The sequence below is a fragment of the Pseudomonas sp. 203-8 genome, assembly GCF_020708595.1.
In the GTDB taxonomy this organism is placed as follows: domain Bacteria; phylum Pseudomonadota; class Gammaproteobacteria; order Pseudomonadales; family Pseudomonadaceae; genus Pseudomonas; species Pseudomonas aeruginosa.
In genome coordinates this window covers 317,307-342,363 of the sequence record NZ_JAJFDF010000006.1, presented here as the reverse complement: position 1 = coordinate 342,363, position 25,057 = coordinate 317,307, and the positions used below count along the sequence as shown (strand labels likewise).

Genomic DNA, 25,057 nt, shown 5'->3' with positions numbered 1-25,057 from the left:
TGCTCGTGTCGGTCGCTTTTCTAATGCGAATCAATCGCGGTCATGAGCACTACACGAAGCGGCGCCGGATTTACCTCACCCCGCAGGGCAAAAAAATTCTTCGCCGGGAAAGATTCCTGCGGCCAAACGGACCAGGGCCACCGTCAGCGAATCACCACCAGGCGTCCGAACAGGATCTGCTGGCGATAGCCGAGCACCGCCTGCAGCGACTTCAGCGCGGCTTCGGGATCATCGCTGCGGAAGCTGCCGCTGACCGGCTGGCGACCGAGCGCGTCGTCGAGCAGGAGAATGCGTCCGGGGTAGTAGCGAGCGAGTTCGTCGAGCACTTCTGCCAGCGGCCGCCGGTAGAAGCTCAGCCAACCCTGGCGCCAGGCCAGCGCGGCGGCGGCGTCGATGGCCACGGGCCGGCCCAGCTTGCCGTCGGCGAAGCCGACCTGCTGGCCGGCGCCCAGCACTTCCTCGGCGGCGCCCGCACCGGTGCCGGCGCTCACCGCGACCCGCCCTTGCAACACGGTGACGCGGGTCGCCCCGGCGCCGCGACGGACCTCGAACTCGGTGCCCAGTACCCGCGCCCGACCTTCGCCGGCCTCGACCACGAATGGCAGCGCGTCGCGCTTCACCCGCAACGCGGCGGCGCCGCGCAGCAGTTCGACCCACCGCTGGCCGCCGTCGATACGCACGCGCACCGCGCTGCCGGCGTCCAGGCTCAGGTAGGAGCCATCGGCCAGCTTCCATTCGGCGACCTGTCCCGGCGCGGCGACATAGTCGGCACGCCAGTCCTGCAGCCAGTCGCCGGGCTGCCACCAGCCGCCCAGCCAGAGCATCGCCAGCAGGCAGGCGACGCTGGCCAGCGGGTAGGCCCAGCGCCGCGGGTTGCGCGACGCTCGGCGCGGCCGCAGGTAGGCTTCCAGGGCATCGGCCTCTTCGATGGCCAGGCGGCTCGCCGGTATTTCCGTCAGGCGCCAGAGCGCCTCGGCGCGGGCATAGGCCTCGGCATGCGCCGGCCGCTGCGCCAGCCAGTCCTCGAAGGCCCGCCGGGTCGCCGCATCCGGCGTACCGCGCAGGCGCACCAGCCAGGCCTGGGCGGTCTGCTCGAGGACGGGCTCGTAGGGCGCGGCGTCGCTATCGGGTCGGGTCATGGCTGGGCGCTCCTTGCCTGCTCGCCGGCCGGGCCGGCCAGGCTCGCCTTGCAGGCGTCGAGGGCGCGCATCATATGTTTTTCCACGGCGCTTTGGGAAAGCTGCATGGCCTGGGCGATCTCCGCGTAGGTGCGGCCGTGGATGCGATTGAGCAGGAAAATCCGCCGGGTCCGCTCGGGCAGGCCGCGCAAGGCGGCCTCGACCCGGCGCCACTGGTCGCCGGCCTCGAGCGCCTGCTCGGGACCGACCGGCTCGCCCTGGCGCTGCTCCGGCAGCCAATCGTCCAGTTGCCGTTGCCGCGATCCTTCGCCACGCAAGTGGTCGATGGCCAGGTTGCGCGCGCTGCGCAGGAGGTAGCTGCCAAGCTCCTCCACCGGGGCGGCCGGGCGCCGCCAGAAGCGCAGGAACAGTTCCTGGACCAGGTCGGCGGCGGTCGCCCGGCAGCCGACCCAGCGGCTGACCAGGCTTTCCATGCGCTGGCGCTGGGCCAGGAAGGCCTTGAGGAGATCCGCGCGGCGCGCCGCCTCGCCGTCTGCCGGCAAGGCATCCGGGCGCGGGCCGGGAGGTAGGTCGCGGTCGGGCATCGGTGAGGACGGCTGCACGAAAGCCGGCGCCGGGGCGGCGCCATGGGAATGCTGAGCAGGCCCGCAAATGATAATGCTTATCATCAATACCGAGAAGCCGGCGACGACGAAACGCCTTGCGGGTCGCGCGCCGGGCTACCCGGCACGCCGCCCCTCACTTCACCAGGCGCGCATCCAGGCTGTTCTGCGCCAGGCGCCTGGCCTGCTCCTCGGTCATTCCCAGGCTCTGCTGCAAGGCATGGAAGTTCTCGGTGACATAGCCGCCGAAGTAGGCCGGGTCATCGGAGTTCACCGTCACCTTCACGCCGCGTTCGAGCATGTCGAGGATGGTGTGCTGGCTCATGTCGTCGAACACGCAGAGCTTGGTGTTGGACAGCGGGCAGACGGTCAGCGGGATCTGTTCGTCGATCAGCCGCCGCATCAGCCGCTCGTCCTCGAAGGCGCGTACGCCGTGGTCGATGCGCTCGACCTTGAGCAGGTCGAGGGCTTCCCATATGTACTCGGGCGGCCCCTCCTCGCCGGCATGGGCGACGGTGAGGAAGCCTTCGCTGCGGGCCCGGTCGAAGACCCGCTGGAACTTGCTCGGCGGATGCCCTACTTCCGAGCTGTCGAGGCCGACGGCGATGAAGGCGTCGCGGAACGGCAGCGCCTGGTCGAGGGTTTTCTGCGCCTGTTCCTCGCTGAGGTGGCGGAGGAAGCTGAGGATCAGCCCATGGCGGATGCCCAGCAGCTTCTCGCCGTCCCGTAGCGCGGCGCGGATGCCGGCGAGCACCACCTCGAAGGGAATGCCGCGATCGGTGTGGGTCTGCGGGTCGAAGAACGGCTCGACGTGGACGACGTTCTGCGCCTTGCACTTCTGCAGGTAGGCCCAGGTCAGGTCGTAGAAGTCCTGCTCGGTGCGCAGCACGTCGGCGCCGGCGTAGTAGAGGTCGAGGAATTCCTGCAGGTTGTTGAAGGCGTAGGCCTTGCGCAGGGTCTCGACGTCGTTCCAGGGCAGGGCGATGCGGTTGCGCTCGGCGAGGGCGAACAGCAGCTCCGGCTCCAGGGTACCTTCCAGGTGCAGGTGCAGTTCGGCCTTGGGCAAGGCGTTGAGCCATTCGTACATGGGGTGGGTTCTCGATCAGGCTGGTCTTGGCCGGCAAGTTTAACCTGTCCCGGGAGTCAGGCCCGCGGCAAACCCGCGAGCCGCTCCCGCGTGCGACGGGCGGCTCAGGCCGTTTCGCCGCGCCGATAGGCATAGGTCTGCGCGAAGCGCGAGGTCAGCCAATCGCCACAGGTGGTCGGCGGATACTTCGGCGGGTTGTCCGCGTCGAAGCAGCCCGGCAGGCAGCGGATCTCGGTGTCCATGTGCGGTTCGGCGAAGAACGGCATGGAGTAGCGGTGCACCCCGCGCGGGCTGATCACCCGGTGCGGGGTCGAGCGGTAACGGTCGTTGCTCCAGCGCGCCATCATGTCGCCGATGTTGACCACGAAGGTGCCGTCGATGGGCGGCGCGTCGATCCATTCGCCCTGGCGGTTCTGCACTTGCAGGCCACCGGCGGCGTCCTGGTAGAGCAGGGTCACGCAGCCGTAGTCGGTGTGCGCGCCGGCGCCGGGCTGGTCGGCGCTCTGCCGGGCCGAGGCCGGCGGATAGTGGATCAGGCGGAACACGCTGACCGGCTGCTCGAAGCGGCGATCGAAGAAGTCCTCCTCGATCCCCAGGGCGATGGCCAGGGCGCGCAGCACGGTACGGGCCAGCGCCAGCATGTCGGCATAGTGTCCTTCCAGCAGGGCCTCCCAGCCGGGCAGGTCGGGGTGTCGGTTGGGCCCGTAGAAGGACTTGCCGGCGCGCACGTCGGGATGCTCCGCCGGCAGGTGCAGGGCCATGTCGAAGGTCTCCTTGAAGTCGCTGGGCAACGCCGGGTCGAGCTGCTCGGTGGCGATCGCGCCATAGCCGCGATGGTTGCGGCTACGGGTGATATCGATCTTCAGCTTCTCTTCGACGGGCAGCGCGAAGAACTCCCGCGCCGCCGCCAGCAGGGCTTCGAAGCGCGCGGCCGGCAGCGGGTGTCCGGCGATGTAGAAGAAGCCCCACTCGCGGCAGGCCTGGTCGATCCGCCGCGCCACGTCGTTCCAGGCGCCACGGTCGGCGCCGTAGAGCGGGGCGATGTCGATGATGGGTAGACGGTCCAATCGCGCTCTCCTCGATGGGTCCTGTACGGAAAGTGCCTGCGCTCGGCGACTTTTTCCATACAAGGCCAGGGCTCACTTCGGCAGGTCGGCCTTGATGCCTTCCACGTAATAGTTCATCGACGCCAGGTCGGCATTGGTCGCGCTGACGCCGGCGGCGAAACGCTCCTTGCCGGACTGGTCGCGGATCGGCCCGGTGAAGGGGTGGAAGGCTCCGCTGCGGATCGACTCGATCAGCCTGCCCGCCTCTTCCCGCACCGGCGCCGGCAGCACCTCCTGGTTCAGCGGCAGGACCACCGTACTCTCGGCCAGGCCACCCCAGAAGTCCTCGGATTTCCAGGTGCCGTCCATCACCGCCTGGGCCGAGCGGATATAGTGCGGGCCCCAGTCGTTGACGATCGAGGTGAGCACGGTCTTCGGACCGAAGTGCTGCATGTCCGAGGCGTAGCCCACGGCGTACACCCCGCGACGCTCGGCGGCCTGGATCGGCGCCGGGCTATCGGTGTGCTGGAACACCACGTCGACGCCCTGGTCGATCAGCGCGTTGGCCGCGTCGGCCTCCTTGCCCGGATCGAACCAGGTGCTCACCCACATCACCTTGAGTTCGGCCTGCGGGTCGTATTTGTCCAGCGCCAGCTGGATCGCGTTGATGTCGCGGATCACCTCGGGAATCGGAAACGAGGCGATGTAGCCGATCTTGTGGCTGCGGGTCATCTTCGCCGCGAGGAAGCCGCCGACGTAGCGTCCCTCGTAGGAGCGCGACAGGTAGGTGCCGAGGTTCCTGTCGCGCTTGTAGCCGGTGGCGTGCTCGAAGGTCACCTTGGGAAACTGCCGGGCCACCTTGGCGGTAGGGTTCATGTAGCCGAAGGATGTGGTGAAGACCAGGCCGTAGCCGTCTTTCGCCAGGTTGCGGATGACCCGCTCGGCGTCGGCGCCCTCGGCGACGTTCTCGACGAAGCTGGTCTTCACCTTGTCGCCGAAGTGCTCCACCAGTTCGCGGCGGCCCAGTTCGTGCTGGTAGGTCCAGCCGTGGTCGCCGACCGGGCCGACATAGACGAAGCCGATCTTCAGTGGTTCGGCGGCCTCGGCGGCGAGAGCGCAGGCGCCGAGGCCGAGGACGGCGGCAAGGCGGCGCAGGACGGACATGCGGGATTGCGTGCGACGGTGTTTCATGGATGGGCGTGCTCCGGTGAGTGCAGGGTTGGCCATCGGGCGTGGCTTCGCGTTCAGCCCGCCCGCCGATGCAATTACCTGACCACCCGGACAACTCCGCTCAAGCTCGCGCTTCTGCGCGCCGCGTCATGCCGGCGCGGCTGCAGGACGGTGCAGCGCGCCATCGCTTGGTGCATGCCGGCGCCGCCACGATGGCGCTACCATGGGCGCTGGCTTTCCGTAACAAGGCACGCACGCGATGACCGCGATCTACCTGGCCGGGCCGGACGTCTTCCGCCCCGACGCCGAAGCCCATGGCGAAACCCTCAAGGCCCTCTGCGCCGAGTTCGGCTTCGTCGGCCTCTACCCGCTCGACCACGCCCTGCCCGCCGACATCCGCGAGCCAGCCGCACAGGCCGCCTGGATCTACCGCGCCAATGTCGGCCTGATCGAGCGCGCCGACTGCGTGCTGGCCAACCTCGAACCGTTCCGCGGCAGCGAGCCGGACAGCGGCACCGCCTTCGAAGTGGGTTACGCCCTGGCCCTGGGCAAGCCGGTATATGCCTACCTCAGCGATGCCGGCGCCTACACCGAGCGCCTCGCCCGGCTGGCCCCGGAATGGCTCGGCGAGCACCCCGGCGAGGACCGCGACGGTTGGCAACTGGAGGGTTTCGGCCTGCCATTGAACCTGATGCTGGCGGTGCCTTCGCGGCTGGTCGCCGGCGGCCCGCGCGAGGCCCTGCGACGCCTCGCCGAGGAACTCGAGCGCGCCTGACATCGCGGGAAGGCCGTCGCCTAGCTGCTGGCAGATAGCCGCCGCCCGGCCCGTCGCTTGCCGGCCATAATCCTGGACAACAACGGCCCCATCCGGGAGGCCGGCCTGCAAGAGGCATCCGATGAACCGATCCAAGGGTTCCAGCAGCCGTCGTACCTTCCTGCGCCTGGCAGCCCTGCTGCTGCCCGCCGGCGCCCTGCTCGGCAGCCTGCCGGGCGTACGCGCCGCGGCCAGGCCGCGGAAACTCTATCTGGCCGGTCCCGATGTGTTCCGCGCCGACGCCGTCGCCCACGGCGAAGCACTCAAGGCACTCTGCGCACGCTACGGTTTCGAGGGCCTCTACCCGCTGGACAACGCGCTGCCGAAACAGCTCGCCGAGCCGCGCGAACAGGCGGCCTGGATCTACCGCGCCAACATCGGCCTGATCGAACGCGCCGACGCGGTGCTGGCCAACCTGAACTTCTTCCGCGGCGCCGAGCCGGACAGCGGCACCGCCTTCGAGGTCGGCTATGCCACCGCCCTCGGCAAGCCGGTCTATGGCTACGTCGACGACGCCGGCAGCTACGCCGAGCGAATCCGCCGGCACGCCCCGGAGCTGATCGGCGAGGATCCGACCCGCGACCGCGACGGCATGACCCTGGAAGAGTTCGGCCTGCCGCTCAACCTGATGCTGGCGGTGCCGGCAACGCTAGTCGTCGGCGACGCCGAGCAGGCCCTGCGCCAACTCGCCAGCCGGCGCCACGGCTGACCCGGCGCCGGCCGTACGGCGAGAGACTCAGGGCAGGCGGGCGATACGCTCGGTGAGCAGGTCGAAGAACCCCTGGGCGTCGCCCTCGTTGATCCACTCGACGTTGGCCGGCTGCTTGAGGCCGCCGTACCAGTCGGCCACGGTCTGGCCGAAGGTGATGCCCTCGCGGCTGTCGACCTGCACGTTGATCCGCTTGCCCTTGAACAGCGAGGGCTTGAGCAGGTAGGCGACCACCGTGGCGTCGTGCACCGGGCCGCCCTTCAGGCCGTAGTACTTGATGTCGTACTGGACGTAGGCGTCGAGGATGTCGGCGACGGTCTTGCCGGCCTGGTTGCCGAGGTTGCGCAGCTTGGCGATGCGCTCGGGGCTGGTGAGGATCTTGTGGGTCACGTCGAGCGGCAGCATGGTGATCGGCGCCCCGCTCTTGAGCACGATTTCCGCCGCGTGGGGGTCGGCGAAGATATTGAATTCGGCGGCCGGGGTGATGTTGCCGCCGTTGAAGTGGGCGCCGCCCATGATCACGATCTCGCGGATGCCCTTGACGATGTCCGGGGCCTGGGTCAGGGCCAGCGCGAGGTTGGTCTCCGGGCCGAGCATGGCCAGGGTCACGCTCTTCTCCGGCGCCGCACGCAAGGTGCGGATCAGGTAGTCCACGGCGTTACCTTCGGCCAGCGGCTGCTTCGGCTCATGCACCTCGACGCCGCTGATGCCTTCGCTGCCGTGCACGTCGGCGGCGTAGATCGGCGTGCGCAGCAGCGGTCGCGGGGCGCCGGCGTAGACCGGAATATCCGGGCGCTTGCCCCACTCGCGGGCCAGCCGGGCGTTACGCGCGGTCTTTTCCAGCGGCACGTTGCCGGCGACGGTGGTCAGCGCCTGGATCTTCAGCTCCTTCGGCGAGGCCATGGCGAACAGCAGGGCGATCACATCGTCGGCGCCCGGATCGGTGTCGATGATCAGCGTCCGCGGCAATGGCGGCGCCACCGTTTCGGCAGCGGACAGAGGAAGGCTGGCGGGCATCAGCAGGGCGAGTCCTAGCAGAAGGCTGCAAAAGCGATTGCATGGGCGGGCGGCGCGTGACATGGGGCGGCTCCTGGTGGGGAATGCCACAGTCTAGCCAGTTGCGGGCCACGCGCCGACCTATGCGAACCGACAGAGGAAGCCTGGCGCCTCCTCTGTCGGCGCCCGCCTCACCCGGCGATCAGGGCGCTCGCCGCCTCGCGGTGGCGGGCGATCAGGGCGGCCAGGTCGAGCCCTTCCACGGCACCGTCGACCACTCGCCAGGCGCCGCCGACCATTACCCGGTCGGCACGGTCGGCAGCGCACAGCAGCAGCGCCGAGAGCGGGTCGTGGCTACCCGAGAAGCGCAGCTCGTCGAGCTTGAACAAGGCCAGGTCGGCCTGCTTGCCGGGGGCCAGCTCGCCGATGTCGCTGCGCCCGAGCAGGCGTGCCGAGCCACGGGTTGCCCAGCCCAGGGCGAGTTCCGGGGTGATCCGCTCGGCGCCGTAGCGCAGGCGTTGCAGGTACAGGGCCTGGCGCGCCTCGAGGATCATGTTCGAGGCGTCGTTGGAAGCCGAGCCATCGACTCCCAGGCCGATCGGCGCGCCGGCCGCCTCCAGCTCCACGGTCGGGCAGATGCCCGAGGCCAGGCGCATGTTCGAACTCGGGCAATGGCAGATACCGGTGCCCGCCTCGCCGAGCCGGCGGATCTCCTCGGCGTTGAAGTGGATGCCGTGGGCCAGCCAGGTGCGCGGGCCGAGCCAGCCGACGCTATCCAGGTAGTCCACGGTACGCAGGCCGAAGCGCTGCAGGCAGAAGTCTTCCTCGTCGAGGGTCTCCGCCAGGTGGGTGTGCAGGCGTACGTCGTGGCGCGCCGCCAGTTCGGCGCTGGCGCGCATGATCTCCGGAGTCACCGAGAACGGCGAGCAGGGCGCCAGGGCGATCTGCACCCGGGCACCGTCTCCGCGCTGGTGGTAGCGGGCGATCAGTCGCTCGCTGTCGGCGAGGATGGTCTCGGCCTCCTGCACCGTCTGCTGCGGCGGCAAGCCGCCGTCCTTCTCGCCGAGGCTCATCGAGCCGCGGGTGAGCATGGCGCGCATGCCCAGTTCCTCGACCACCCCGGCCTGCACGTCGATGGCCTGTTCGAGGCCGCCGGGAAACAGGTAGTGGTGGTCGGCGGCAGTGGTACACCCGGACAACAGCAGCTCGGCCAGCGCCACCTTGGTGGCCAGTTCGAGTTTCTCCGGGGTCAGCCGCGCCCAGACCGGGTAGAGGGTCTTCAGCCAGGGGAACAGCGGCTGGTTGACCACCGGCGCCCAGGCGCGGGTGAGGGTCTGGTAGAAGTGGTGATGGGTGTTGACCAGCCCCGGCAACACCACGTGCCGGCTGGCGTCGAACTGGCTGGCGCAGGGCTGCGCGGGCTGTTGGCCGGCGCCGAGCAGCTCGACGATGCGGCCGTCTTCGACGACCAGGCCGCCGGCGGCGTCGAGACCGTTGGCGGTGAAGATGGCGAGGGGATTGCGAATCCAGGTGCGGGACATGTGCGGACCTTCGTCGGATCGGCGGGCCGGCGCGAACGCTGCCGGCCCTCGGTTGATGAGAGCCAGCTCAGTGTTCACCCTGTCTGCTGATCCAGGTCCGCGGGGCGACGACGGGACGCCACGCGCGTGGCGATATCCTACAAGGGATTTATGGAGAGGTGTAAGGCTTTCCTCCCGGTGGCGGCCGGGCGCGGTTTGATGGGGGTCAACGGACGCCTCCCGGCAGGGGCATAGAGTGGGGGACTGCATAGCTGAAAACGTAGAACGGAAGGAGTCCCGCATGAGCGAAGAACCCACTGTCAGTCCCCCCTCCCCCGAGCAACCCGCCGCGCAGCCGGCCAAGCCGGCCCGGCCAGCCGCCCGCCGCGCCCCGCGCAAGCCGGCGACCCGCCGCCCGCGAGTGGCCAGCCCGGCGCAGAAGGCCCGCGAGGAGATCCAGGCAATCAGCCAGAAGCCGGTGGCCCTGCAGGTCGCCAGTGCGCCCCACGGCAGCAGCGAGGACAGCACCTCGGCGAGCCTGCCGGCGAACTATCCCTATCACACGCGGATGCGCCGCAACGAGTACGAGAAGGCCAAGCACGACCTGCAGATCGAACTGCTCAAGGTGCAGAGCTGGGTGAAGGAGACCGGCCAGCGCGTGGTGGTCCTGTTCGAAGGCCGCGACGCCGCCGGCAAGGGCGGCACCATCAAGCGCTTCATGGAACACCTGAACCCGCGCGGCGCGCGGATCGTAGCCTTGGAGAAACCGTCCTCCCAGGAGCAGGGCCAGTGGTATTTCCAGCGCTACATCCAACATCTGCCCACCGCCGGCGAGATGGTCTTCTTCGACCGCTCCTGGTACAACCGCGCCGGCGTCGAGCGGGTCATGGGCTTCTGTTCGCCGCTGCAATACCTGGAGTTCATGCGCCAGGCGCCGGAGCTGGAGCGCATGCTCACCAACAGCGGCATCCTGCTGTTCAAGTACTGGTTCTCGGTGAGCCGCGAGGAACAACTGCGGCGCTTCATCTCGCGCCGCGACGATCCGCTCAAGCACTGGAAGCTGTCGCCCATCGACATCAAGTCTCTGGACAAGTGGGACGACTACACCGCCGCCAAGCAGGCGATGTTCTTCCATACCGACACCGCCGACGCGCCGTGGACGGTCATCAAGTCCGACGACAAGAAGCGCGCACGACTCAACTGCATCCGCCACTTCCTGCACTCGCTGGACTACCCGGACAAGGACCGGCGCATCGCCCATGAGCCGGACCCGTTGCTGGTGGGGCCGGCCTCGCGGGTGATCGAGGAGGACGAGAAGGTCTACGCCGAGGCGGCCGCCGCGCCGGGCCACGCGAACCTGGATATCCCGGCCTGAGGCGGGCGGTCGCGCCAACGAAAACGCCCGGGGCGCTTTCGCGCTCCGGGCGTCCCTGGTTCGACGGTCGCTGGCCGGGTCACTCCGGCGCGGAGGTCCGGATCAGGTGGTCGAAGGCGCTCAGCGAAGCCTTGGCGCCCTCGCCCACGGCGATCACGATCTGCTTGTACGGCACCGTGGTCACGTCGCCGGCGGCGAAGATGCCGGGCAGCGAGGTCTCGCCACGGGCGTCGACGATGATCTCGCCGCGCGGCGACAGCTCGACGCTGCCCTTGAGCCACTCGGTGTTGGGCAGCAGGCCGATCTGCACGAAGATGCCTTCCAGCTCGATCGACTTGAATTCCTCGGAGTTGCGGTCCTTGTACACCAGGCCGGTGACCTTCTGGCCGTCGCCCTTCACTTCGCTGGTCAGGGCGCTGGTGATCACCTCGACGTTCGGCAGGCTGTAGAGCTTGCGTTGCAGCACGGCATCGGCGCGCAACTTGCTGTCGAATTCCAGCAGGGTCACATGGGCGACGATGCCGGCCAGGTCGATGGCCGCCTCGACGCCAGAGTTGCCGCCGCCGATCACCGCCACGCGCTTGCCCTTGAACAGCGGGCCGTCGCAGTGCGGGCAGAAGCACACGCCCTTGGCCTTGTATTCCTGCTCGCCGGGCACGCCCATTTCGCGCCAGCGAGCGCCGGTGGCGAGGATCAGGGTCTTGGCCTTGAGGCTGCCGCCGCTCTCGAACTGCACCTCGTGCAACTCGCCGGTGTTCTTCGCCGGAACCAGCTTGCTGGCGCGCTGCAGGTTCATGATGTCGACCTCGTAGTGACGCACGTGCTCTTCCAGCGCCCGCGCCAGCTTCGGCCCTTCGGTCTCCTGCACCGAGATGAAGTTCTCGATGGCCATGGTGTCCAGCACCTGGCCGCCGAAGCGCTCGGCGGCGACGCCGGTGCGAATGCCCTTGCGCGCGGCGTAGATCGCCGCCGCGGCTCCGGCCGGGCCACCGCCGACCACCAGCACGTCGAAGGCGTCGCGGGCGGTCAGCTTCTCGGCGTCGCGGGCGGCGGCGCCGGTGTCGATCTTGGCGAGGATCTCTTCCACGCCCATGCGGCCCTGGCCGAAGACTTCGCCGTTGAGGTAGATGCTCGGCACCGACATGATCTGGCGCGCCTCGACCTCATCCTGGAACAGCGCGCCGTCGATGGCGACGTGACGGATGTTCGGGTTGAGCACGGCCATCAGGTTCAGCGCCTGGACCACGTCCGGGCAGTTCTGGCAGGACAGCGAGAAGTAGGTTTCGAACTCGAAGGTGCCCTCGATGCCCTTGACCTGCTCGATCACGTCCGCGTCGAGCTTGGAGGGGTGGCCGCCTACCTGCAGCAGGGCCAGCACCAGCGAGGTGAATTCGTGGCCCATGGGGATACCGGCGAAGCGCAGGCCGATGTCCGCACCGGGGCGGTTCAACGAGAACGACGGTTTGCGCGCATCGCTGCCGTCGGTCTTCAGGGTGATCTTGTCGGTCAGGCCGACGATGTCTTGCAGCAGGCCCAGCAGCTCGCGGGATTTGTCGCTGTCATCGAGGGACGCGACGATCTCGAACGGCTGGCTGACCTTTTCCAGGTAGGCCTTCAACTGGGTTTTAAGATTGGCGTCCAACATGGTTCAGCTCCTCGAAATTCGGGCAAACGTATCCCCGGCGGATGGGACATCCGCCCTGCACGGCGCGTTGGCTGGGTGAAGGGCGGACGATCCGCGAGGGATCGTCCGCCGGAGAGGCTGGCGGCGAATGCCGCCGGCGCGGTCTTAGATCTTGCCGACCAGGTCCAGGGACGGAGCGAGGGTCTTCTCGCCTTCCTTCCACTTGGCCGGGCAGACTTCGCCCGGGTGGGCGGCGGTGTACTGGGCGGCCTTCAGCTTGCGCACGGTCTCGCCGACGTCACGGGCGATCTCGTTGGAGTGGATCTCGACGGTCTTGATCACGCCTTCCGGGTTGATCACGAAGGTACCGCGCAGGGCCAGGCCTTCTTCCGGGATGTGCACGCCGAAGGCGTTGGTCAGTTGGTGGGTCGGGTCGCCGATCAGCGGGAACTGGGCCTTGCCGACTGCCGGGGAGGTTTCGTGCCAGACCTTGTGCGAGAAGTGGGTGTCGGTGGTCACGATGTAGACCTCGGCACCGGCTTTCTGGAACTCGCCGTAGTTGTTGGCGGCGTCTTCGATCTCGGTCGGGCAGTTGAAGGTGAAGGCAGCCGGCATGAAGATCAGGACCGACCACTTGCCCTTCAGGGATTCCTCGGTCACCTCGATGAACTTGCCGTTGTGGAAAGCGTTGACCTTGAACGGTTGGACTTGAGTGTTGATCAGGGACATCAGTCGTTCCTCTCTCAGTTGAATGGGGTGTTTCAAATCGACTGGGAGAATCTTAACGGGGTTCGGCAAAAATGCCCCATTGATTTAGGCCATCAGTGAAATTATCTAAATCTATCGAAGAATATATAAATAGTTAAAACAACTAATCGAAGAACCTGCCCTCGTCAGTGCCCGGCCTTCCACGGCTGGCCCAGGGAAACCGGGGCATACAGCCGGGTGCGCAGGGCATCGCGGGAGAGCAGGACCAGCACCAGGATGGTCGCCGCATAGGGCAGCATCGCCAGCAGGTTGGCCGGAATCGACAGCCCGATCCCCTGGGCCACCAGGTGCAGGATGCTGGCCAGGCCGAACAACCAGGCACCGAGCAGCACGCGGAACACCCGCCAACTGGCGAAGACCACCAGCGCCAGGGCGATCCAGCCGCGTCCGGCGGTCATGTTCTCCGCCCACATCGGCGTGTAGGCCAGCGACAGGTAGGCACCGGCCAGGCCGGCCATGGCGCCGCCGAAGAGCACCGCCAGGGTGCGCACGCGCAGCACCGGCAGGCCCATCGCGCTGGCCGCGTCAGGGTTCTCGCCGACCGCCTGGAGAACCAGCCCGGCGCGGCTGCGCAGGAGCATCCAGGCGACCGCGGCGAACAGCGCCAGGCTCAGGTAGACCAGCGCGTCCTGGGCGAACAGCATGCGCCCGAGCAGCGGCAACTCGCCCAGCACCGGCAGCGCCAGCGGGGCGAACCCTTGCAGCGGCTTGCCGACCCAGGCGGCGCCGACGAACGACGACAGGCCGACGCCGAAGATGGTCAGCGCCAGGCCGCAGGCCACCTGGTTGGCGTTCAGGTACAGGGCGACCCCGGCGAACAGCGCCGCCAGCAGCATGCCGGCGAGCACCGCGAGGAGCACGCCGAGCCACAGGCTGCCGCTGGAGAAGGCGACCATGAAGCCGATCACCGCGCCGAACAGCATCATCCCCTCCTGGCCCAGGTTGAGCACCCCGCTTCTCTCGCAGACCAGTTCGCCCAGGGCCACCAGCAGCAGCGGAGTACCGGTGCGGACCATGGCGAACAGCAGGTTGTCGAGCAGATCGATATCCATCGTGGTTCCTCGGCGGTTCGGCTCAGGCCAGGGCGTCGCGCAGCGCCGGGCGCTTGCGCCAGCGTCCGTGCAAACGTGGGCGGTAGAGGATCAGCACGTCGCAGGCGAGGAGGAAGAACAGCATCATCCCCTGGAACAGCCCGGACAGCGCCAATGGCAGGTTGAGGCTCATCTGCGCGGCCTCGCCGCCGAGGTAGAGCAACGCCATCAGCAGGCTGGCGCAGAGGATGCCGAACGGATTGAGACGGCCAAGGAAGGCCACGGTGATCGCCGCATAGCCGTAGCCCGGCGAGACCTGCGGCACCAGTTGGCCGATCGGCCCGGCGACCTCGCAGACGCCGGCCAGGCCTGCCAGCGCGCCGGAGAACAGCAGCACGAACCAGACCAGGCGCTTCTCGCGGAAACCGACGAAACCGGCGGCGCGGCGGTCGAGGCCGAGCACGCGGACCTGGAAACCGAGGAAGCTGCGCTGCGCCAGCACCCAGACCGCCGCCAGCGCCAGCAGGCCGAACAATGCGCCAAGGTGCACCCGGCTGTCCTCGAACAGCGCCGGCAGGCGGCTGGCCTCGCCGAACAGCGCCGACTGCGGGAAGTTGAAGCCATCCGGGTCCTTCAACGGCCCGTGCACGCCGTACAGCAGCAGGTTCAGCGCGATGTAGTTGAGCATGATGGTGGTCAGGATCTCGTTGGCGTTGAAGCGCGTTCGCAGCCAGGCGGCGAACCCGGCCCAGAGCGCCCCGGCAGCGGTGCCGGCGAGCAGCACCCAGGCCAGCGCCCAGCGGCTCTGCCAGTCGAGCAACTGGATCGCCACCGCGCTGCCGGCCAGGGCGCCGACCAGCAACTGGCCCTCCGCGCCGATGTTCCACACGCGCGCCTGGTAGGCCAGTGCCAGGCCGAGGGCACAGAGCAGGATCGGCATGGCCTTGACCAGCAGCTCGCCGAGCCCATAGAGGTCGCTGAGCGGCTGTACCAGCACGGTATGCAGGGTCTGCCACGGATCGTGGCCGAGACAGGCGAATAGCAGCGCACCGCAGACCAGGGTCAGCAGCCCCGCCAGCAGCGGAGAGGCCAGCAGCATCCAGCGTGACTGTCGGCCGCGCGGTTCCAGGGACAACAGCATCACAGGCTCCCTTGGGCAACGGCGCCGGCGACTGCCGCCGGCGCCTCGAATTGACCGGCCATCCAGCCGCCGACCTGCTGCGGCGAAGCGCTCGCGGTGGCGACCGCCGGGCACAGCCGACCCGAACACAGCGCGGCGATGCGGTCGCTGAGCAGGAACAGCTCGTCGAGGTCCTCGGAGACCACCAGGATCGCCGTACCGGCATCGCGCAAGGCGATCAGCGCGCGGTGGATCAGCGCCGCCGCGCCGACGTCCACGCCCCAGGTGGGATGCGCCGCCACCAGCAGGCGCGGGGCCTGGAGGATCTCGCGGCCGAGAATGAACTTCTGCAGGTTGCCGCCGGAAAGGCTGCGTGCCGGCGCCCCGGCACCCGGGGCCTTCACGGCGAAACGGCGGATGATCTCCTCGGCCAGCGCCAGCACCTTGCGCCGCCGGACCAACCCGCGCTTCACCAGTCCCTGCTGGAAGGCGGTGAGCAGCGCATTGTCCGCCAGGCTCATCTCCGGCACCGCGCCGTGCCCCAGCCGCTCGGCGGGCACGAAGGCCTGGCCGGCGCGGCGCCGCGCATCCGGCGCCAGGTGCGCGCCGGCGCAGCCGCCGAGGCGGATGCGCTCGGCCTGGGCGCGCGGCAGGCGCACTTCGCCGCTGAGCAGGGCAAGCAACTCGTCCTGGCCGTTGCCGGCGACCCCGGCGATACCGAGGATCTCGCCGCTGCGCACCTCCAGGTCGAGGCCAGCGAAGGACACGCCGAAGGGGTCCGGGTTGCGCCAGTGCAGGTCGCGCACCTGGAGGAAAGGCGCGCCGCCGGTGACCTTCGGATACTCCGCCGCCAGGCCCTCGGCGTCGCCCACCATCAGCCGCGCCAGCTCGAGATCGGAACATTGCGCCGGCACGCACTGTCCGGCCACCCGTCCGCCGCGCAGCACCGTGGCGCGCTGGCAGAGCGCACGGACCTCGGCCAGCTTGTGGCTGATGAAGAGGACACTGCAGCCCTCCTCCGCAAGACGGCGCAGGGTGACGAAGAGATCCTCGGCCTCGCGCGGGGTCAGCACCGAGGTCGGCTCGTCGAGGATCAGCAGGCGGATGTCCTGCATCAGGCAGCGCACGATCTCCACCCGCTGGCGCTCGCCGATGGACAGCCCATGGACCAGCCGGCGAGGCTCCAGCGGCATGCCGTAGCGCTGCGACACCTCGCGAATACGCGCCTCCAACCGGCGCGGGCTGCCCGCCTCGGCGCCGAGGGCGAGCGCGATGTTCTCCGCCACGCTGAGCGTCTCGAACAGGGAGAAATGCTGGAACACCATGCCGATCCCCAGCGCCCGGGCGCGAGCCGGGTCGCGTACCTGCACCGGCTCGCCCTGCCAGCGGATCTCGCCGGCATCGGGACGGGTCACGCCGTAGATGATCTTCATCAGCGTGCTCTTGCCGGCGCCGTTCTCACCGAGCAGGGCGTGGATCTCGCCGGCGTCGATGCACAGGTCGATGCGGTCGTTGGCCAGGCAACCCGGATAACGCTTGCTGATCCCGCGCAGTTCGAGGCGCGGCGGCGCGAAGGAGGAAGGTGCGGACATGGCGGACCCGATCGGTTGCTCGACGATGCGGCGGCCGGTGCAAATACCTGGCCAGGAGGTCAGGAAAGCCCTGGAACGCGGCTTGCACCGGGAGCCACGGGCCAGGCTCCCGCGCCGAGCGGCACCAAGCCGGGGCACGCCTGGGACGCCGCGGCACATTTGCGGGCAACCCTGCGGCGCACCCGCGTGAGCATTTGTCGCAAAACAGTCATCACCACCTTGCTCACAGAGTTATCCACAGCGTGTCGGGAGCCCATCCGGGACCTTGGGAAGCCTCCCGCGCCGATCGTCCCGGCGATTTTCGCAACATTGGCGATGGACAGAAAACAGCCAACCCGGCAGGCCATGGGCGCGACCTGGCAAGGCATTTTTTCCAACACTTTGCCAACAGCTTTATCCACAAGATATCGACAGCCGTTCGGAGGAGCACGGCAGGACGATCTCTCCCGGCCAAGCCACGGGTCGGCCGAATCCCTGGGGCAGCCCCGGCGGCCCGCTTCCGGCACAGTTTGCCAACAGCTTTTCCACAGGAAACCCGCGGAACGGGAATGCCCGTGAAAATGTCTCCAGGACTTCCCCTTTAGACGCCATGATGCCCATGAATACTGGGTTTTCCGGCTTTCCAGGAAAATCCGCGGCGATCGACGGAAGCATGCTCGGCGGCGCCATGGGTGGATCCGCTGTCCACAGTTTCGCGATGCACCGTCGTGGCGCATTCCACAGCACCTTTTCCCTGGCTCTTTCGCCAACCGGGAGAAATCCTGCGGCTCCGTCCAATGCCTTTCCCCCGACCGCCGAAGGCATTTTTTCAACGGGGAATGCGAACAGCTTTTCCACAGACAAACCCACAGAAGCGCCAGTTGCCGACCGGGCATTTCGCAAGGCGGATTCAAGGTGCCGGAACGCTTTCCGCGGATCGCCTGCCGGAAGCCAGATGGGCACATCCCGCAATGGCTCGTGCAATCTTTCCGCACACGCGCTACACACAGACTTATCCACAGCATGCGCACAGTGCATAATGGCGGAAGCGAGATCACGCGCCAAAGACGGGATATTTCCGTCGATTTCCCGGACTAAAGAGGCGAAAGCGCCATTCCGGCAGCAGAGGAGATGAACGATGCAGTACCTGCTGGCAACTTCGTCCCCCCACTTATCCTGCACTCCGACCACGGCGGGAGCGCGATGAGCAGTTCGGCCCATCGCGGGCGGATCCTGCATTTCCTCGGCGACCCGGCGAAACTCGGCGACAAGGCCTGGGAGTATTTCGAGGACGGCCTGCTGTGGATCGAACACGGCCACGTGCGCGCGCTCGATCACGCAACCTACCTGCTGCCGCAACTGCCCGCCGACCTGCCGCTGGAGGAGCATCCGCAGCGCCTGCTGCTGCCCGGCTTCGTCGATTGCCATGTGCATTACCCGCAACTCGGAGTGATCGCCTCCTACGGCACCCAACTGCTGGACTGGCTGGAAACCCACACCTTTCCCGCCGAGCAGCGCTTTGCCGATGCCGGCTACGCCGCCGCCCAGGCCGAGCTGTTCCTCGACGAACTGCTGCGCCACGGCACCACTACCGCGCTGGTGTTCGGCACGGTCCATGCGGTATCCGCCGAGGCATTCTTCCAGGCCGCGCAGAAGCGCCGCCTGCGGATGATCGCCGGCAAGGTGCTGATGGACCGCAACGCGCCGCCGGCGCTGTGCGATACCGCGGCCAGTGGCTACGCCGAGAGCCGCGCGCTGATCGAGCGCTGGCACGGCAACGGGCGCCTGCAATACGCGGTCACCCCGCGCTTCGCGCCGACCTCCTCGCCCGAGCAACTGGCCGCGGCGGCGCGCCTGCTGGACGAGTATCCCGGCGTCTACCTGCACACCCATCTTTCGGAGAACCTCAAGGAAGTCGCCTGGGTCGGCGAGCTGTTTCCCCAGGCGCAGGACTACCTGGACGTCTATCATCGCGCCGGCCTGGTCGGCGAACGCAGCGTGTTCGCCCATGGCATCCATCTCTCCGAACGCGAATGCCGCTGCCTGGCGCACAAGAACGCGGCGCTGGCGCACTGTCCCAGTTCCAACCTGTTCATCGGCTCCGGCCTGTTCGACCTTGGCCGCGCCCAGCAATACGGCATCCGCGTCGGCATCGGTAGCGACGTCGGCGGCGGCACCAGCCTGTCGCTGCTGGCCAACCTCGCCGACGCCTACAAGATCCAGCAATTGCGCGGCACCAGCCTCGATCCGTTCCAGGCGCTCTACCTGGCCACCCTCGGCGGCGCCAGGGCGCTCGACCTGGACGGCCTGGTCGGTAACTTCCTGCCCGGCCGCGAAGCCGACTTCGTCGCCCTCGACCTGGCCGCCACGCCGATGATCGCCCAGCGCATGGAGCATGCGCGCGGCCTGGCCGATACCCTGTTCGTGCTGAACACCCTGGGCGACGACCGCGCGGTGGCGGAGACCTGGGTGATGGGGGAGCGGCGCCATGCGAAGGGGTGAGAGTCTCTTTCCCGCGTTGGCTCGGCCCGTCGCTGCATGCCACCTCCTCGCGCTGTTAGAGAAAAGGCACCGTTCAGCGGACGGCCGAAGCTCGCGTCACTCCATCCGCGCCCTCACGACACCGCCACCGCCTCCAGGAAGCGCTCCAGCACCAGGTTCGGCCGGCGTCCCTTGCGGGTCACGATGGTCAGCGCGATGGCATAGTGGAAACGCTCCGGCAGCAGGGGCCGCAGCATCCCGGCGGCGACCCAGTCGGCAGCGTAGTGCGACGGCAGGTAGCCGATGAAGTTGCCGGTCAGGATCAGGAATGCCATGCCCTCACGGTCCGAGGCGTTGGCGCTGTTGTTCAGCTCCTGGTGGCGCGCCTGGGCTTCGGCGGGCAGGCGGTAGCTGGGCGCCACGGCGTCCGCGGCGAGCACCTCGTCCACCGCGATATCGCCGTCGGCGCGCTCGAACAGTGCGTGGCCGCGGCTGCAATAGAGCTGCGCGTGCTCGTCATACAGCGGCAGGTACTCGAGCCCCGACAGCGGACTGATCAACGGCACCACGCCGACATGCAGGTGGCCGTCGAGCACGCCCAGTTCGATCTCGTTGGGGGTGGTCATGCCGATGTTGATCCGCACCTGCGGTCCCTGCCCCTTGAGCGCGCTGAGAGCGTGGGTGATGCGCATCTGCGGCAGGGTCACCAGGTTGTTGATGATGCCGATGTTGAGTTCGCCGCGCAGGTGCTGGTGCAGGTCGTTGACCTCGGCGCGGAACCCCTCCAGCGCCGCCAGCAGGGTCTGGGTCGCGCGATAGACCTCGCGGCCCTCGTCGGTCAGGGCGAAGCCGGCGCGGCCGCGCTGGCACAGGCGCATGCCCAGGCGCTTCTCCAGGTCGCCCATGTGCAGGCTGATCGCCGAGCGGCTGAGGCCGAGAGTGCTCTCCGCGGCGGAGAAACTGCCGCACTCGACGATGGTCTTGAAGATGCGCAGCAGGCGGATATCGAAATCGCTGACCTGGCCGAGCGACGGGTTGCGGGATTTGGCCATTATTGTTTTACCCAGTCGAAACTAAACGTGAGAAGAATAAGCTTTATCTAACCTTTCGTCAGGGCCAAGCTTGATCCAACGCTCCGCCGCCGCGTGCGCGGAACCTTCCAACAAGAAAGCCCGAGGATCGAACGATGAACCAGCCGCTCAACGTGGCCCCGCCGGTTTCCAGCGAACTCAACCTGCGCGCCCACTGGATGCCCTTCTCCGCCAACCGCAACTTCCAGAAGGACCCGCGGATCATCGTCGCCGCCGAAGGCAGCTGGCTGACCGACGACAAGGGCCGCAAGGTCTACGACAGCCTGTCCGGCCTGTGGACCTGCGGCGCCGGCCACTCGCGCAAGGAAATCCAGGAGGCGGTGGCTCGCCAGCTCGGCACCCTCGACTACTCGCCGGGCTTCCAGTACGGCCATCCGCTGTCCTTCCAGTTGGCCGAGAAGATCGCCGGGTTGCTGCCAGGCGAACTGAACCACGTGTTCTTCACCGGTTCCGGCTCCGAGTGCGCCGACACCTCGGTCAAGATGGCCCGCGCCTACTGGCGCCTGAAAGGCCAGCCGCAGAAGACCAAGCTGATCGGCCGCGCCCGCGGCTACCACGGAGTCAACGTCGCCGGCACCAGCCTCGGCGGGATCGGTGGCAACCGCAAGATGTTCGGCCAGCTGATGGACGTCGACCATCTGCCGCACACCCTTCAACCGGGCATGGCGTTCACCCGCGGGATGGCCCAGACCGGCGGCGTCGAGCTGGCCAACGAGCTGCTCAAGCTGATCGAACTGCACGACGCCTCGAACATCGCCGCGGTGATCGTCGAGCCGATGTCCGGCTCCGCCGGCGTACTGGTACCGCCGGTCGGCTACCTGCAGCGCCTGCGCGAGATCTGCGACCAGCACAACATCCTGCTGATCTTCGACGAGGTGATCACCGCCTTCGGCCGCCTGGGCACCTACAGCGGCGCCGAGTACTTCGGCGTCACCCCGGACCTGATGAACGTCGCCAAGCAGGTCACCAACGGCGCCGTGCCGATGGGCGCGGTGATCGCCAGCAGCGAGATCTACGACACCTTCATGAACCAGGCGCTGCCCGAGCACGCGGTGGAGTTCAGCCACGGCTACACCTACTCCGCGCACCCGGTCGCCTGCGCCGCCGGCCTCGCCGCGCTGGACATCCTGGCCAGGGACAACCTGGTGCAGCAGTCCGCCGAGCTGGCGCCGCACTTCGAGAAGGGCCTGCACGGCCTGCAAGGCGCGAAGAACGTCATCGACATCCGCAACTGCGGCCTGGCCGGCGCGATCCAGATCGCCCCGCGCGACGGCGATCCGACCGTGCGTCCGTTCGAGGCCGGCATGAAGCTCTGGCAACAGGGTTTCTACGTGCGCTTCGGCGGCGATACCCTGCAATTCGGCCCGACCTTCAACGCCAGGCCGGAAGAGCTGGACCGCCTGTTCGACGCGGTCGGCGAAGCGCTCAACGGCATCGCCTGATGAGCGGCCGCCCGCAAGCCGTACCCACCGTGCAGGTGGACAACGCCGAGGTGATCGTGACCGAATGGCGCTTCGCCCCCGGCGCGGAAACCGGGCGCCACCGCCACGGCCACGACTATGTGGTGGTACCGCTGACCGACGGCACGCTGCTGCTGGAAACCCCCGAGGGCGACCGCCACGCGCCGCTGGTCGCCGGACAGGCCTACTTCCGCAAGGCCGGCGTCGAGCACAACGTGATCAACGCCAGCGCACACGAAGTGGTCTTCGTCGAGACCGAGATCAAGTAATCCGCACCCGCTCCCCAGGGAGCGGGTAAAGGGAAAGGGCCACGGCCCTTTCGTCACCCCTAGCGAAGAGAGAACAAGACAAGATGGGCACCCTCCACCACCTGATCAACGGCGAAATGGTCGCCGACAACGGCCGCAGCGCCGACGTCTTCAACCCCTCCACCGGCGAAGCCATCCACAAGGTCCCGCTGGCCGACGGCAAGACCCTGCAGAAAGCCATCGATGCCGCCAGGGCCGCTTTCCCGGCCTGGCGCAACACCCCGCCGGCCAAGCGTGCACAGGTGCTGTACCGCTTCAAGCAACTGCTGGAGCAGAACGAGGCGCGGATTTCCAAGCTGATCAGCGAAGAGCACGGCAAGACCCTGGAAGACGCCGCCGGCGAACTCAAGCGCGGCATCGAGAACGTCGAGTACGCCTGCGCCGCCCCGGAAATCCTCAAGGGCGAGTACAGCCGCAACGTCGGCCCGAACATCGACGCCTGGAGCGACTTCCAGCCGATCGGCGTGGTCGCCGGGATCACCCCGTTCAACTTCCCGGCGATGGTGCCGCTGTGGATGTACCCGCTGGCCATCGCCTGCGGCAACACCTTCATCCTCAAGCCCTCCGAGCGCGACCCCAGCTCCACCCTGCTGATCGCCGAGCTGTTCCACGAAGCCGGCCTGCCGAAGGGCGTGCTGAACGTGGTGCACGGCGACAAGGAAGCCGTGGACGGCCTGCTCCAGGCGCCGGAAGTGAAAGCCATCAGCTTCGTCGGCTCGACCCCCATCGCCGAATACATCTATGCCGAGGGCACCAAGCGCGGCAAGCGCGTGCAGGCCCTGGGCGGCGCGAAGAACCATGCGGTGCTGATGCCCGACGCCGACCTCGACAACGCCGTCAGCGCGTTGATGGGTGCCGCCTACGGCTCCTGCGGCGAGCGCTGCATGGCGATCTCGGTGGCGGTATGCGTCGGCGACCAGGTGGCCGACGCGCTGATCGCCAAGCTGGTTCCGCAGATCAAGGCGCTGAAGATCGGCGCCGGCACTTCCTGCGGCCTCGACATGGGCCCGCTGGTCACTGCCGCCGCGCAGGCCAAGGTCACCGGCTACATCGACAGCGGCGTGGCCCAGGGCGCGGAGCTGGTGGTGGACGGCCGCGGCTACCAGGTCGCCGGCCACGAGAACGGCTTCTTCCTCGGCGGCAGCCTGTTCGACCGGGTGACCCCGGAAATGACCATCTACAAGGAAGAGATCTTCGGCCCGGTGCTGTGCGTGGTTCGCGTCAACAGCCTGGAAGAGGCCATGCAGTTGATCAACGACCACGAATACGGCAACGGCACCTGCATCTTCACCCGCGACGGCGAGGCCGCACGCCTGTTCTGCGACGAGATCGAGGTCGGCATGGTCGGCGTCAACGTCCCGCTGCCGGTGCCGGTGGCCTACCACAGCTTCGGCGGCTGGAAGCGCTCGCTGTTCGGCGACCTCCACGCCTACGGCCCGGACGGCGTGCGCTTCTACACCCGGCGCAAGGCCATCACCCAGCGCTGGCCGCAGCGGGCCAGCCACGAGGCCTCGCAATTCGCCTTCCCCAGCCTCTGAAGGCTGACGACGACAGGCATGGTCGGTAACGACCATGCCTTTTTTCTTTTTCCGCAATCAGGAGTCCGCAACGTTCCACCGCCGTGAAACCTCACCCACGGCCGCACCCATGGCGTCGCCCACAAGGCGGCCCAGACCTTGCCCAAGAACAATTAAAGGGTCTCAACGATGTCCAAAGTCGTACTGGCTTCACAACTGCCGAACAAGCGCAACGCCTCGCTCGCGCCCGGCCTGAAACAACGCCACGTCACCATGCTGTCGATCGCCGGGGTGATCGGCGCCGGCCTGTTCGTCGGCTCCGGCCATGCCATCGCCGCCGCCGGCCCGGCCGCCCTGCTCGCCTACCTGATCGCCGGCACCCTGGTGGTGCTGGTCATGCGCATGCTCGGCGAAATGGCGGTCGCCTCCCCCGATACCGGTTCCTTCTCCACCTACGCCGACCGCTCCATCGGCCGCTGGGCCGGTTTCACCATCGGCTGGCTCTACTGGTGGTTCTGGGTGCTGGTGATCCCACTCGAAGCGATCGCCGCCGCGGCCATCCTCAACGCCTGGTTCCCGGCCATCGACACCTGGATCTTCGCCCTCGCGGTGACCTTCCTGCTCACCGTCACCAACCTCTTCAGCGTGGCCCGCTACGGCGAGTTCGAGTTCTGGTTCGCGCTGCTCAAGGTGATCGCCATCATCGCCTTCATCGTGCTCGGCGCGGTGGCCATCGTCGGCGGCCTGCCGGAGCGTGAGGTCAGCGGCCTGTCCAGCCTGATGGCGAGCCACGGCGGCTTCGTGCCGAACGGCTACGGCGCGGTGCTCGGCGCCCTGCTGACGACCATGTTCAGCTTCATGGGCACCGAGATCGTCACCATCGCCGCCGCCGAGTCCAAGGACCCGGCGAAGCAGATCACCCGCGCCACCAACTCGGTGATCTGGCGGATCGGCCTGTTCTACCTGGTATCGATCTTCATCGTGATCTCCATCGTGCCGTGGAACGACCCGCTGCTGATCCAGGTCGGCTCCTACCAGCGCGCCCTGGAGCTGCTGGACATCCCGCACGCCAAGCTGATCGTCGACCTGGTGGTACTGGTCGCCGTGGCCAGTTGCCTGAACTCGGCGATCTACACCTCGTCGCGGATGGTCTTCTCCCTGGCCAAGCGCGGCGACGCCCCGAGCGTGCTCAAGCTGACCAACACCGCCCACGTACCACGCCCGGCGGTGCTGGCCAGCACCGCGGTGGGCTTCCTCACCACCATCGTCAACTACTTCGCACCGGAGAAGGTCTTCACCTTCCTCCTCGCCAGCTCCGGCGCCGTGGCGCTACTGGTGTACCTGGTGATCGCCGTGGCCCAGTTGCGCATGCGCAAGCAATTGCAGGCCAGCGGCCAGCCCATCGAGTTCCGCATGTGGCTATATCCCTGGCTGACCTGGGCGGTGATCCTGTTCATCGTCGCCGCGCTGAGCATCATGCTGATCATGCCGGAGCACCGTCACGAGGTGTTCGCCACCGCTCTGCTGACGATCTTCACCGTCTGCCTCGGGCTGCTCAACGCGCGACGCAAGCCGCGCCTCGGCGAGGACTACGCCGGGAAGACGGCGCGGGTCTGAGTCCACCACCG

Annotated in this window: 21 protein-coding genes; 8 read left to right on the top strand and 13 right to left on the bottom strand. The window is 67.9% G+C overall.

Going from position 1 to position 25,057, the window contains the following annotated elements:
- Positions 1-143: 143 nt before the first annotated feature.
- From LJF27_RS16370 to LJF27_RS16350, 5 genes are all read right to left on the bottom strand, one after another.
- On the bottom strand, positions 144-1,139 hold the full coding sequence (locus LJF27_RS16370; protein ID WP_023117255.1) for a FecR family protein: 996 nt from the start codon (positions 1,137-1,139) through the stop codon (positions 144-146).
- Entirely contained in the window at positions 1,136-1,681 is a 546-nt protein-coding gene (locus LJF27_RS16365; RefSeq protein WP_003112642.1) for an RNA polymerase sigma factor, read from the bottom strand. Before LJF27_RS16365 ends, LJF27_RS16370 begins: the two co-directional genes overlap by 4 nt.
- A gap of 196 nt (positions 1,682-1,877) precedes the next feature.
- Positions 1,878-2,828, bottom strand: a complete 951-nt coding sequence (locus tag LJF27_RS16360; protein WP_003112641.1) for an adenosine deaminase — start codon at positions 2,826-2,828, stop codon at positions 1,878-1,880.
- 104 nt (positions 2,829-2,932) lie between these two features.
- Positions 2,933-3,895: an oxidoreductase gene (locus LJF27_RS16355; RefSeq protein WP_003112640.1), complete on the bottom strand. Its 963-nt coding sequence runs from the start codon at positions 3,893-3,895 to the stop codon at positions 2,933-2,935.
- 72 nt (positions 3,896-3,967) lie between these two features.
- Positions 3,968-5,065: a BMP family ABC transporter substrate-binding protein gene (locus LJF27_RS16350; protein WP_003118576.1), complete on the bottom strand. Its 1,098-nt coding sequence runs from the start codon at positions 5,063-5,065 to the stop codon at positions 3,968-3,970.
- Between the two features lie 238 nt (positions 5,066-5,303).
- Between LJF27_RS16350 and LJF27_RS16345 the strand changes: the two genes are divergently transcribed.
- Positions 5,304-5,819: a nucleoside 2-deoxyribosyltransferase gene (locus LJF27_RS16345; RefSeq protein WP_003162250.1), complete on the top strand. Its 516-nt coding sequence runs from the start codon at positions 5,304-5,306 to the stop codon at positions 5,817-5,819.
- Positions 5,820-5,940: 121 nt separating this feature from the next.
- Positions 5,941-6,567, top strand: a complete 627-nt coding sequence (locus LJF27_RS16340) for a nucleoside 2-deoxyribosyltransferase (RefSeq protein ID WP_003117212.1) — start codon at positions 5,941-5,943, stop codon at positions 6,565-6,567.
- Positions 6,568-6,594: 27 nt separating this feature from the next.
- On the opposite strand, the gene LJF27_RS16335 is transcribed toward LJF27_RS16340, so the two are convergent.
- Positions 6,595-7,647 (bottom strand): nucleoside hydrolase, encoded by a 1,053-nt coding sequence (locus LJF27_RS16335; protein WP_019681401.1) that lies wholly within the window; start codon positions 7,645-7,647, stop codon positions 6,595-6,597.
- Positions 7,648-7,754: 107 nt separating this feature from the next.
- A complete protein-coding gene (locus LJF27_RS16330; protein WP_004352010.1) occupies positions 7,755-9,104 on the bottom strand; it encodes an 8-oxoguanine deaminase in 1,350 nt (449 codons plus the stop codon).
- Between the two features lie 457 nt (positions 9,105-9,561).
- Between LJF27_RS16330 and ppk2 the strand changes: the two genes are divergently transcribed.
- Positions 9,562-10,458, top strand: coding sequence for a polyphosphate kinase 2 (gene ppk2 / locus LJF27_RS16325; RefSeq protein ID WP_003121626.1), 897 nt, complete (start codon positions 9,562-9,564; stop codon positions 10,456-10,458).
- Between the two features lie 79 nt (positions 10,459-10,537).
- Here the strand turns inward: ppk2 and ahpF are convergent, their stop codons facing one another.
- The 5 genes from ahpF to LJF27_RS16300 all read right to left on the bottom strand — a co-directional run bounded on the left by ahpF (position 10,538) and on the right by LJF27_RS16300 (position 16,593).
- Positions 10,538-12,103, bottom strand: coding sequence for an alkyl hydroperoxide reductase subunit F (gene ahpF, locus LJF27_RS16320; RefSeq protein ID WP_003083830.1), 1,566 nt, complete (start codon positions 12,101-12,103; stop codon positions 10,538-10,540).
- 144 nt (positions 12,104-12,247) lie between these two features.
- The gene (gene ahpC, locus LJF27_RS16315) at positions 12,248-12,811 is read right to left on the bottom strand and encodes an alkyl hydroperoxide reductase subunit C (protein ID WP_003083828.1); all 564 of its coding nucleotides are present in this window, start codon (positions 12,809-12,811) and stop codon (positions 12,248-12,250) included.
- Between the two features lie 164 nt (positions 12,812-12,975).
- A complete protein-coding gene (locus LJF27_RS16310) occupies positions 12,976-13,902 on the bottom strand; it encodes an ABC transporter permease (protein ID WP_003083821.1) in 927 nt (308 codons plus the stop codon).
- Positions 13,903-13,924: 22 nt separating this feature from the next.
- On the bottom strand, positions 13,925-15,022 hold the full coding sequence (locus LJF27_RS16305; RefSeq protein WP_003112631.1) for an ABC transporter permease: 1,098 nt from the start codon (positions 15,020-15,022) through the stop codon (positions 13,925-13,927).
- Positions 15,022-16,593 (bottom strand): ABC transporter ATP-binding protein, encoded by a 1,572-nt coding sequence (locus LJF27_RS16300; RefSeq protein ID WP_023085742.1) that lies wholly within the window; start codon positions 16,591-16,593, stop codon positions 15,022-15,024. The genes LJF27_RS16305 and LJF27_RS16300 overlap by 1 nt, the downstream gene beginning before the upstream one ends.
- A gap of 1,110 nt (positions 16,594-17,703) precedes the next feature.
- Here LJF27_RS16300 and guaD point away from each other — a divergent pair.
- Positions 17,704-19,074, top strand: coding sequence for a guanine deaminase (guaD, locus tag LJF27_RS16295; RefSeq protein WP_003121623.1), 1,371 nt, complete (start codon positions 17,704-17,706; stop codon positions 19,072-19,074).
- 113 nt (positions 19,075-19,187) lie between these two features.
- Here guaD and bauR read toward each other — a convergent pair whose 3' ends face one another.
- On the bottom strand, positions 19,188-20,105 hold the full coding sequence (gene bauR / locus LJF27_RS16290) for an HTH-type transcriptional activator BauR (protein WP_023117257.1): 918 nt from the start codon (positions 20,103-20,105) through the stop codon (positions 19,188-19,190).
- A gap of 134 nt (positions 20,106-20,239) precedes the next feature.
- On the opposite strand from bauR, the gene bauA reads away from it, so the two are divergent.
- The 4 genes from bauA (at position 20,240) to gabP (ending at position 25,046) form a co-directional block, all read left to right on the top strand.
- Positions 20,240-21,586: a beta-alanine--pyruvate aminotransferase gene (bauA, locus tag LJF27_RS16285; RefSeq protein WP_009875662.1), complete on the top strand. Its 1,347-nt coding sequence runs from the start codon at positions 20,240-20,242 to the stop codon at positions 21,584-21,586.
- Positions 21,586-21,873, top strand: a complete 288-nt coding sequence (gene bauB, locus LJF27_RS16280) for a beta-alanine degradation protein BauB (protein WP_003083790.1) — start codon at positions 21,586-21,588, stop codon at positions 21,871-21,873. The genes bauA and bauB overlap by 1 nt, the downstream gene beginning before the upstream one ends.
- Before the next feature lie 83 nt (positions 21,874-21,956).
- Positions 21,957-23,450: a CoA-acylating methylmalonate-semialdehyde dehydrogenase gene (locus LJF27_RS16275; protein ID WP_003101230.1), complete on the top strand. Its 1,494-nt coding sequence runs from the start codon at positions 21,957-21,959 to the stop codon at positions 23,448-23,450.
- 168 nt (positions 23,451-23,618) lie between these two features.
- Positions 23,619-25,046 (top strand): GABA permease, encoded by a 1,428-nt coding sequence (gabP, locus tag LJF27_RS16270; protein WP_003083784.1) that lies wholly within the window; start codon positions 23,619-23,621, stop codon positions 25,044-25,046.
- The last annotated feature ends 11 nt before the right edge of the window (positions 25,047-25,057 follow it).

Excerpts from the sequence above, each read along its gene's own strand:
- ahpF (WP_003083830.1), bottom strand. The coding sequence starts at position 12,103 with ATGTTGGACGCCAATCTTAAAACCCAGTTGAAGGCCTACCTGGAAAAG.
- bauR (WP_023117257.1), bottom strand. The coding sequence starts at position 20,105 with ATGGCCAAATCCCGCAACCCGTCGCTCGGCCAGGTCAGCGATTTCGAT.
- LJF27_RS16305 (WP_003112631.1), bottom strand. The coding sequence starts at position 15,022 with ATGCTGTTGTCCCTGGAACCGCGCGGCCGACAGTCACGCTGGATGCTG.
- guaD (WP_003121623.1), top strand. The coding sequence starts at position 17,704 with ATGAACGATGCAGTACCTGCTGGCAACTTCGTCCCCCCACTTATCCTG.
- LJF27_RS16330 (WP_004352010.1), bottom strand. The coding sequence starts at position 9,104 with ATGTCCCGCACCTGGATTCGCAATCCCCTCGCCATCTTCACCGCCAAC.
- LJF27_RS16300 (WP_023085742.1), bottom strand. The coding sequence starts at position 16,593 with ATGTCCGCACCTTCCTCCTTCGCGCCGCCGCGCCTCGAACTGCGCGGG.
- LJF27_RS16275 (WP_003101230.1), top strand. The coding sequence starts at position 21,957 with ATGGGCACCCTCCACCACCTGATCAACGGCGAAATGGTCGCCGACAAC.
- bauA (WP_009875662.1), top strand. The coding sequence starts at position 20,240 with ATGAACCAGCCGCTCAACGTGGCCCCGCCGGTTTCCAGCGAACTCAAC.
- LJF27_RS16335 (WP_019681401.1), bottom strand. The coding sequence starts at position 7,647 with ATGTCACGCGCCGCCCGCCCATGCAATCGCTTTTGCAGCCTTCTGCTA.
- LJF27_RS16340 (WP_003117212.1), top strand. The coding sequence starts at position 5,941 with ATGAACCGATCCAAGGGTTCCAGCAGCCGTCGTACCTTCCTGCGCCTG.
- LJF27_RS16310 (WP_003083821.1), bottom strand. The coding sequence starts at position 13,902 with ATGGATATCGATCTGCTCGACAACCTGCTGTTCGCCATGGTCCGCACC.
- LJF27_RS16360 (WP_003112641.1), bottom strand. The coding sequence starts at position 2,828 with ATGTACGAATGGCTCAACGCCTTGCCCAAGGCCGAACTGCACCTGCAC.
- LJF27_RS16350 (WP_003118576.1), bottom strand. The coding sequence starts at position 5,065 with ATGAAACACCGTCGCACGCAATCCCGCATGTCCGTCCTGCGCCGCCTT.
- gabP (WP_003083784.1), top strand. The coding sequence starts at position 23,619 with ATGTCCAAAGTCGTACTGGCTTCACAACTGCCGAACAAGCGCAACGCC.
- LJF27_RS16370 (WP_023117255.1), bottom strand. The coding sequence starts at position 1,139 with ATGACCCGACCCGATAGCGACGCCGCGCCCTACGAGCCCGTCCTCGAG.
- ahpC (WP_003083828.1), bottom strand. The coding sequence starts at position 12,811 with ATGTCCCTGATCAACACTCAAGTCCAACCGTTCAAGGTCAACGCTTTC.
- bauB (WP_003083790.1), top strand. The coding sequence starts at position 21,586 with ATGAGCGGCCGCCCGCAAGCCGTACCCACCGTGCAGGTGGACAACGCC.
- LJF27_RS16345 (WP_003162250.1), top strand. The coding sequence starts at position 5,304 with ATGACCGCGATCTACCTGGCCGGGCCGGACGTCTTCCGCCCCGACGCC.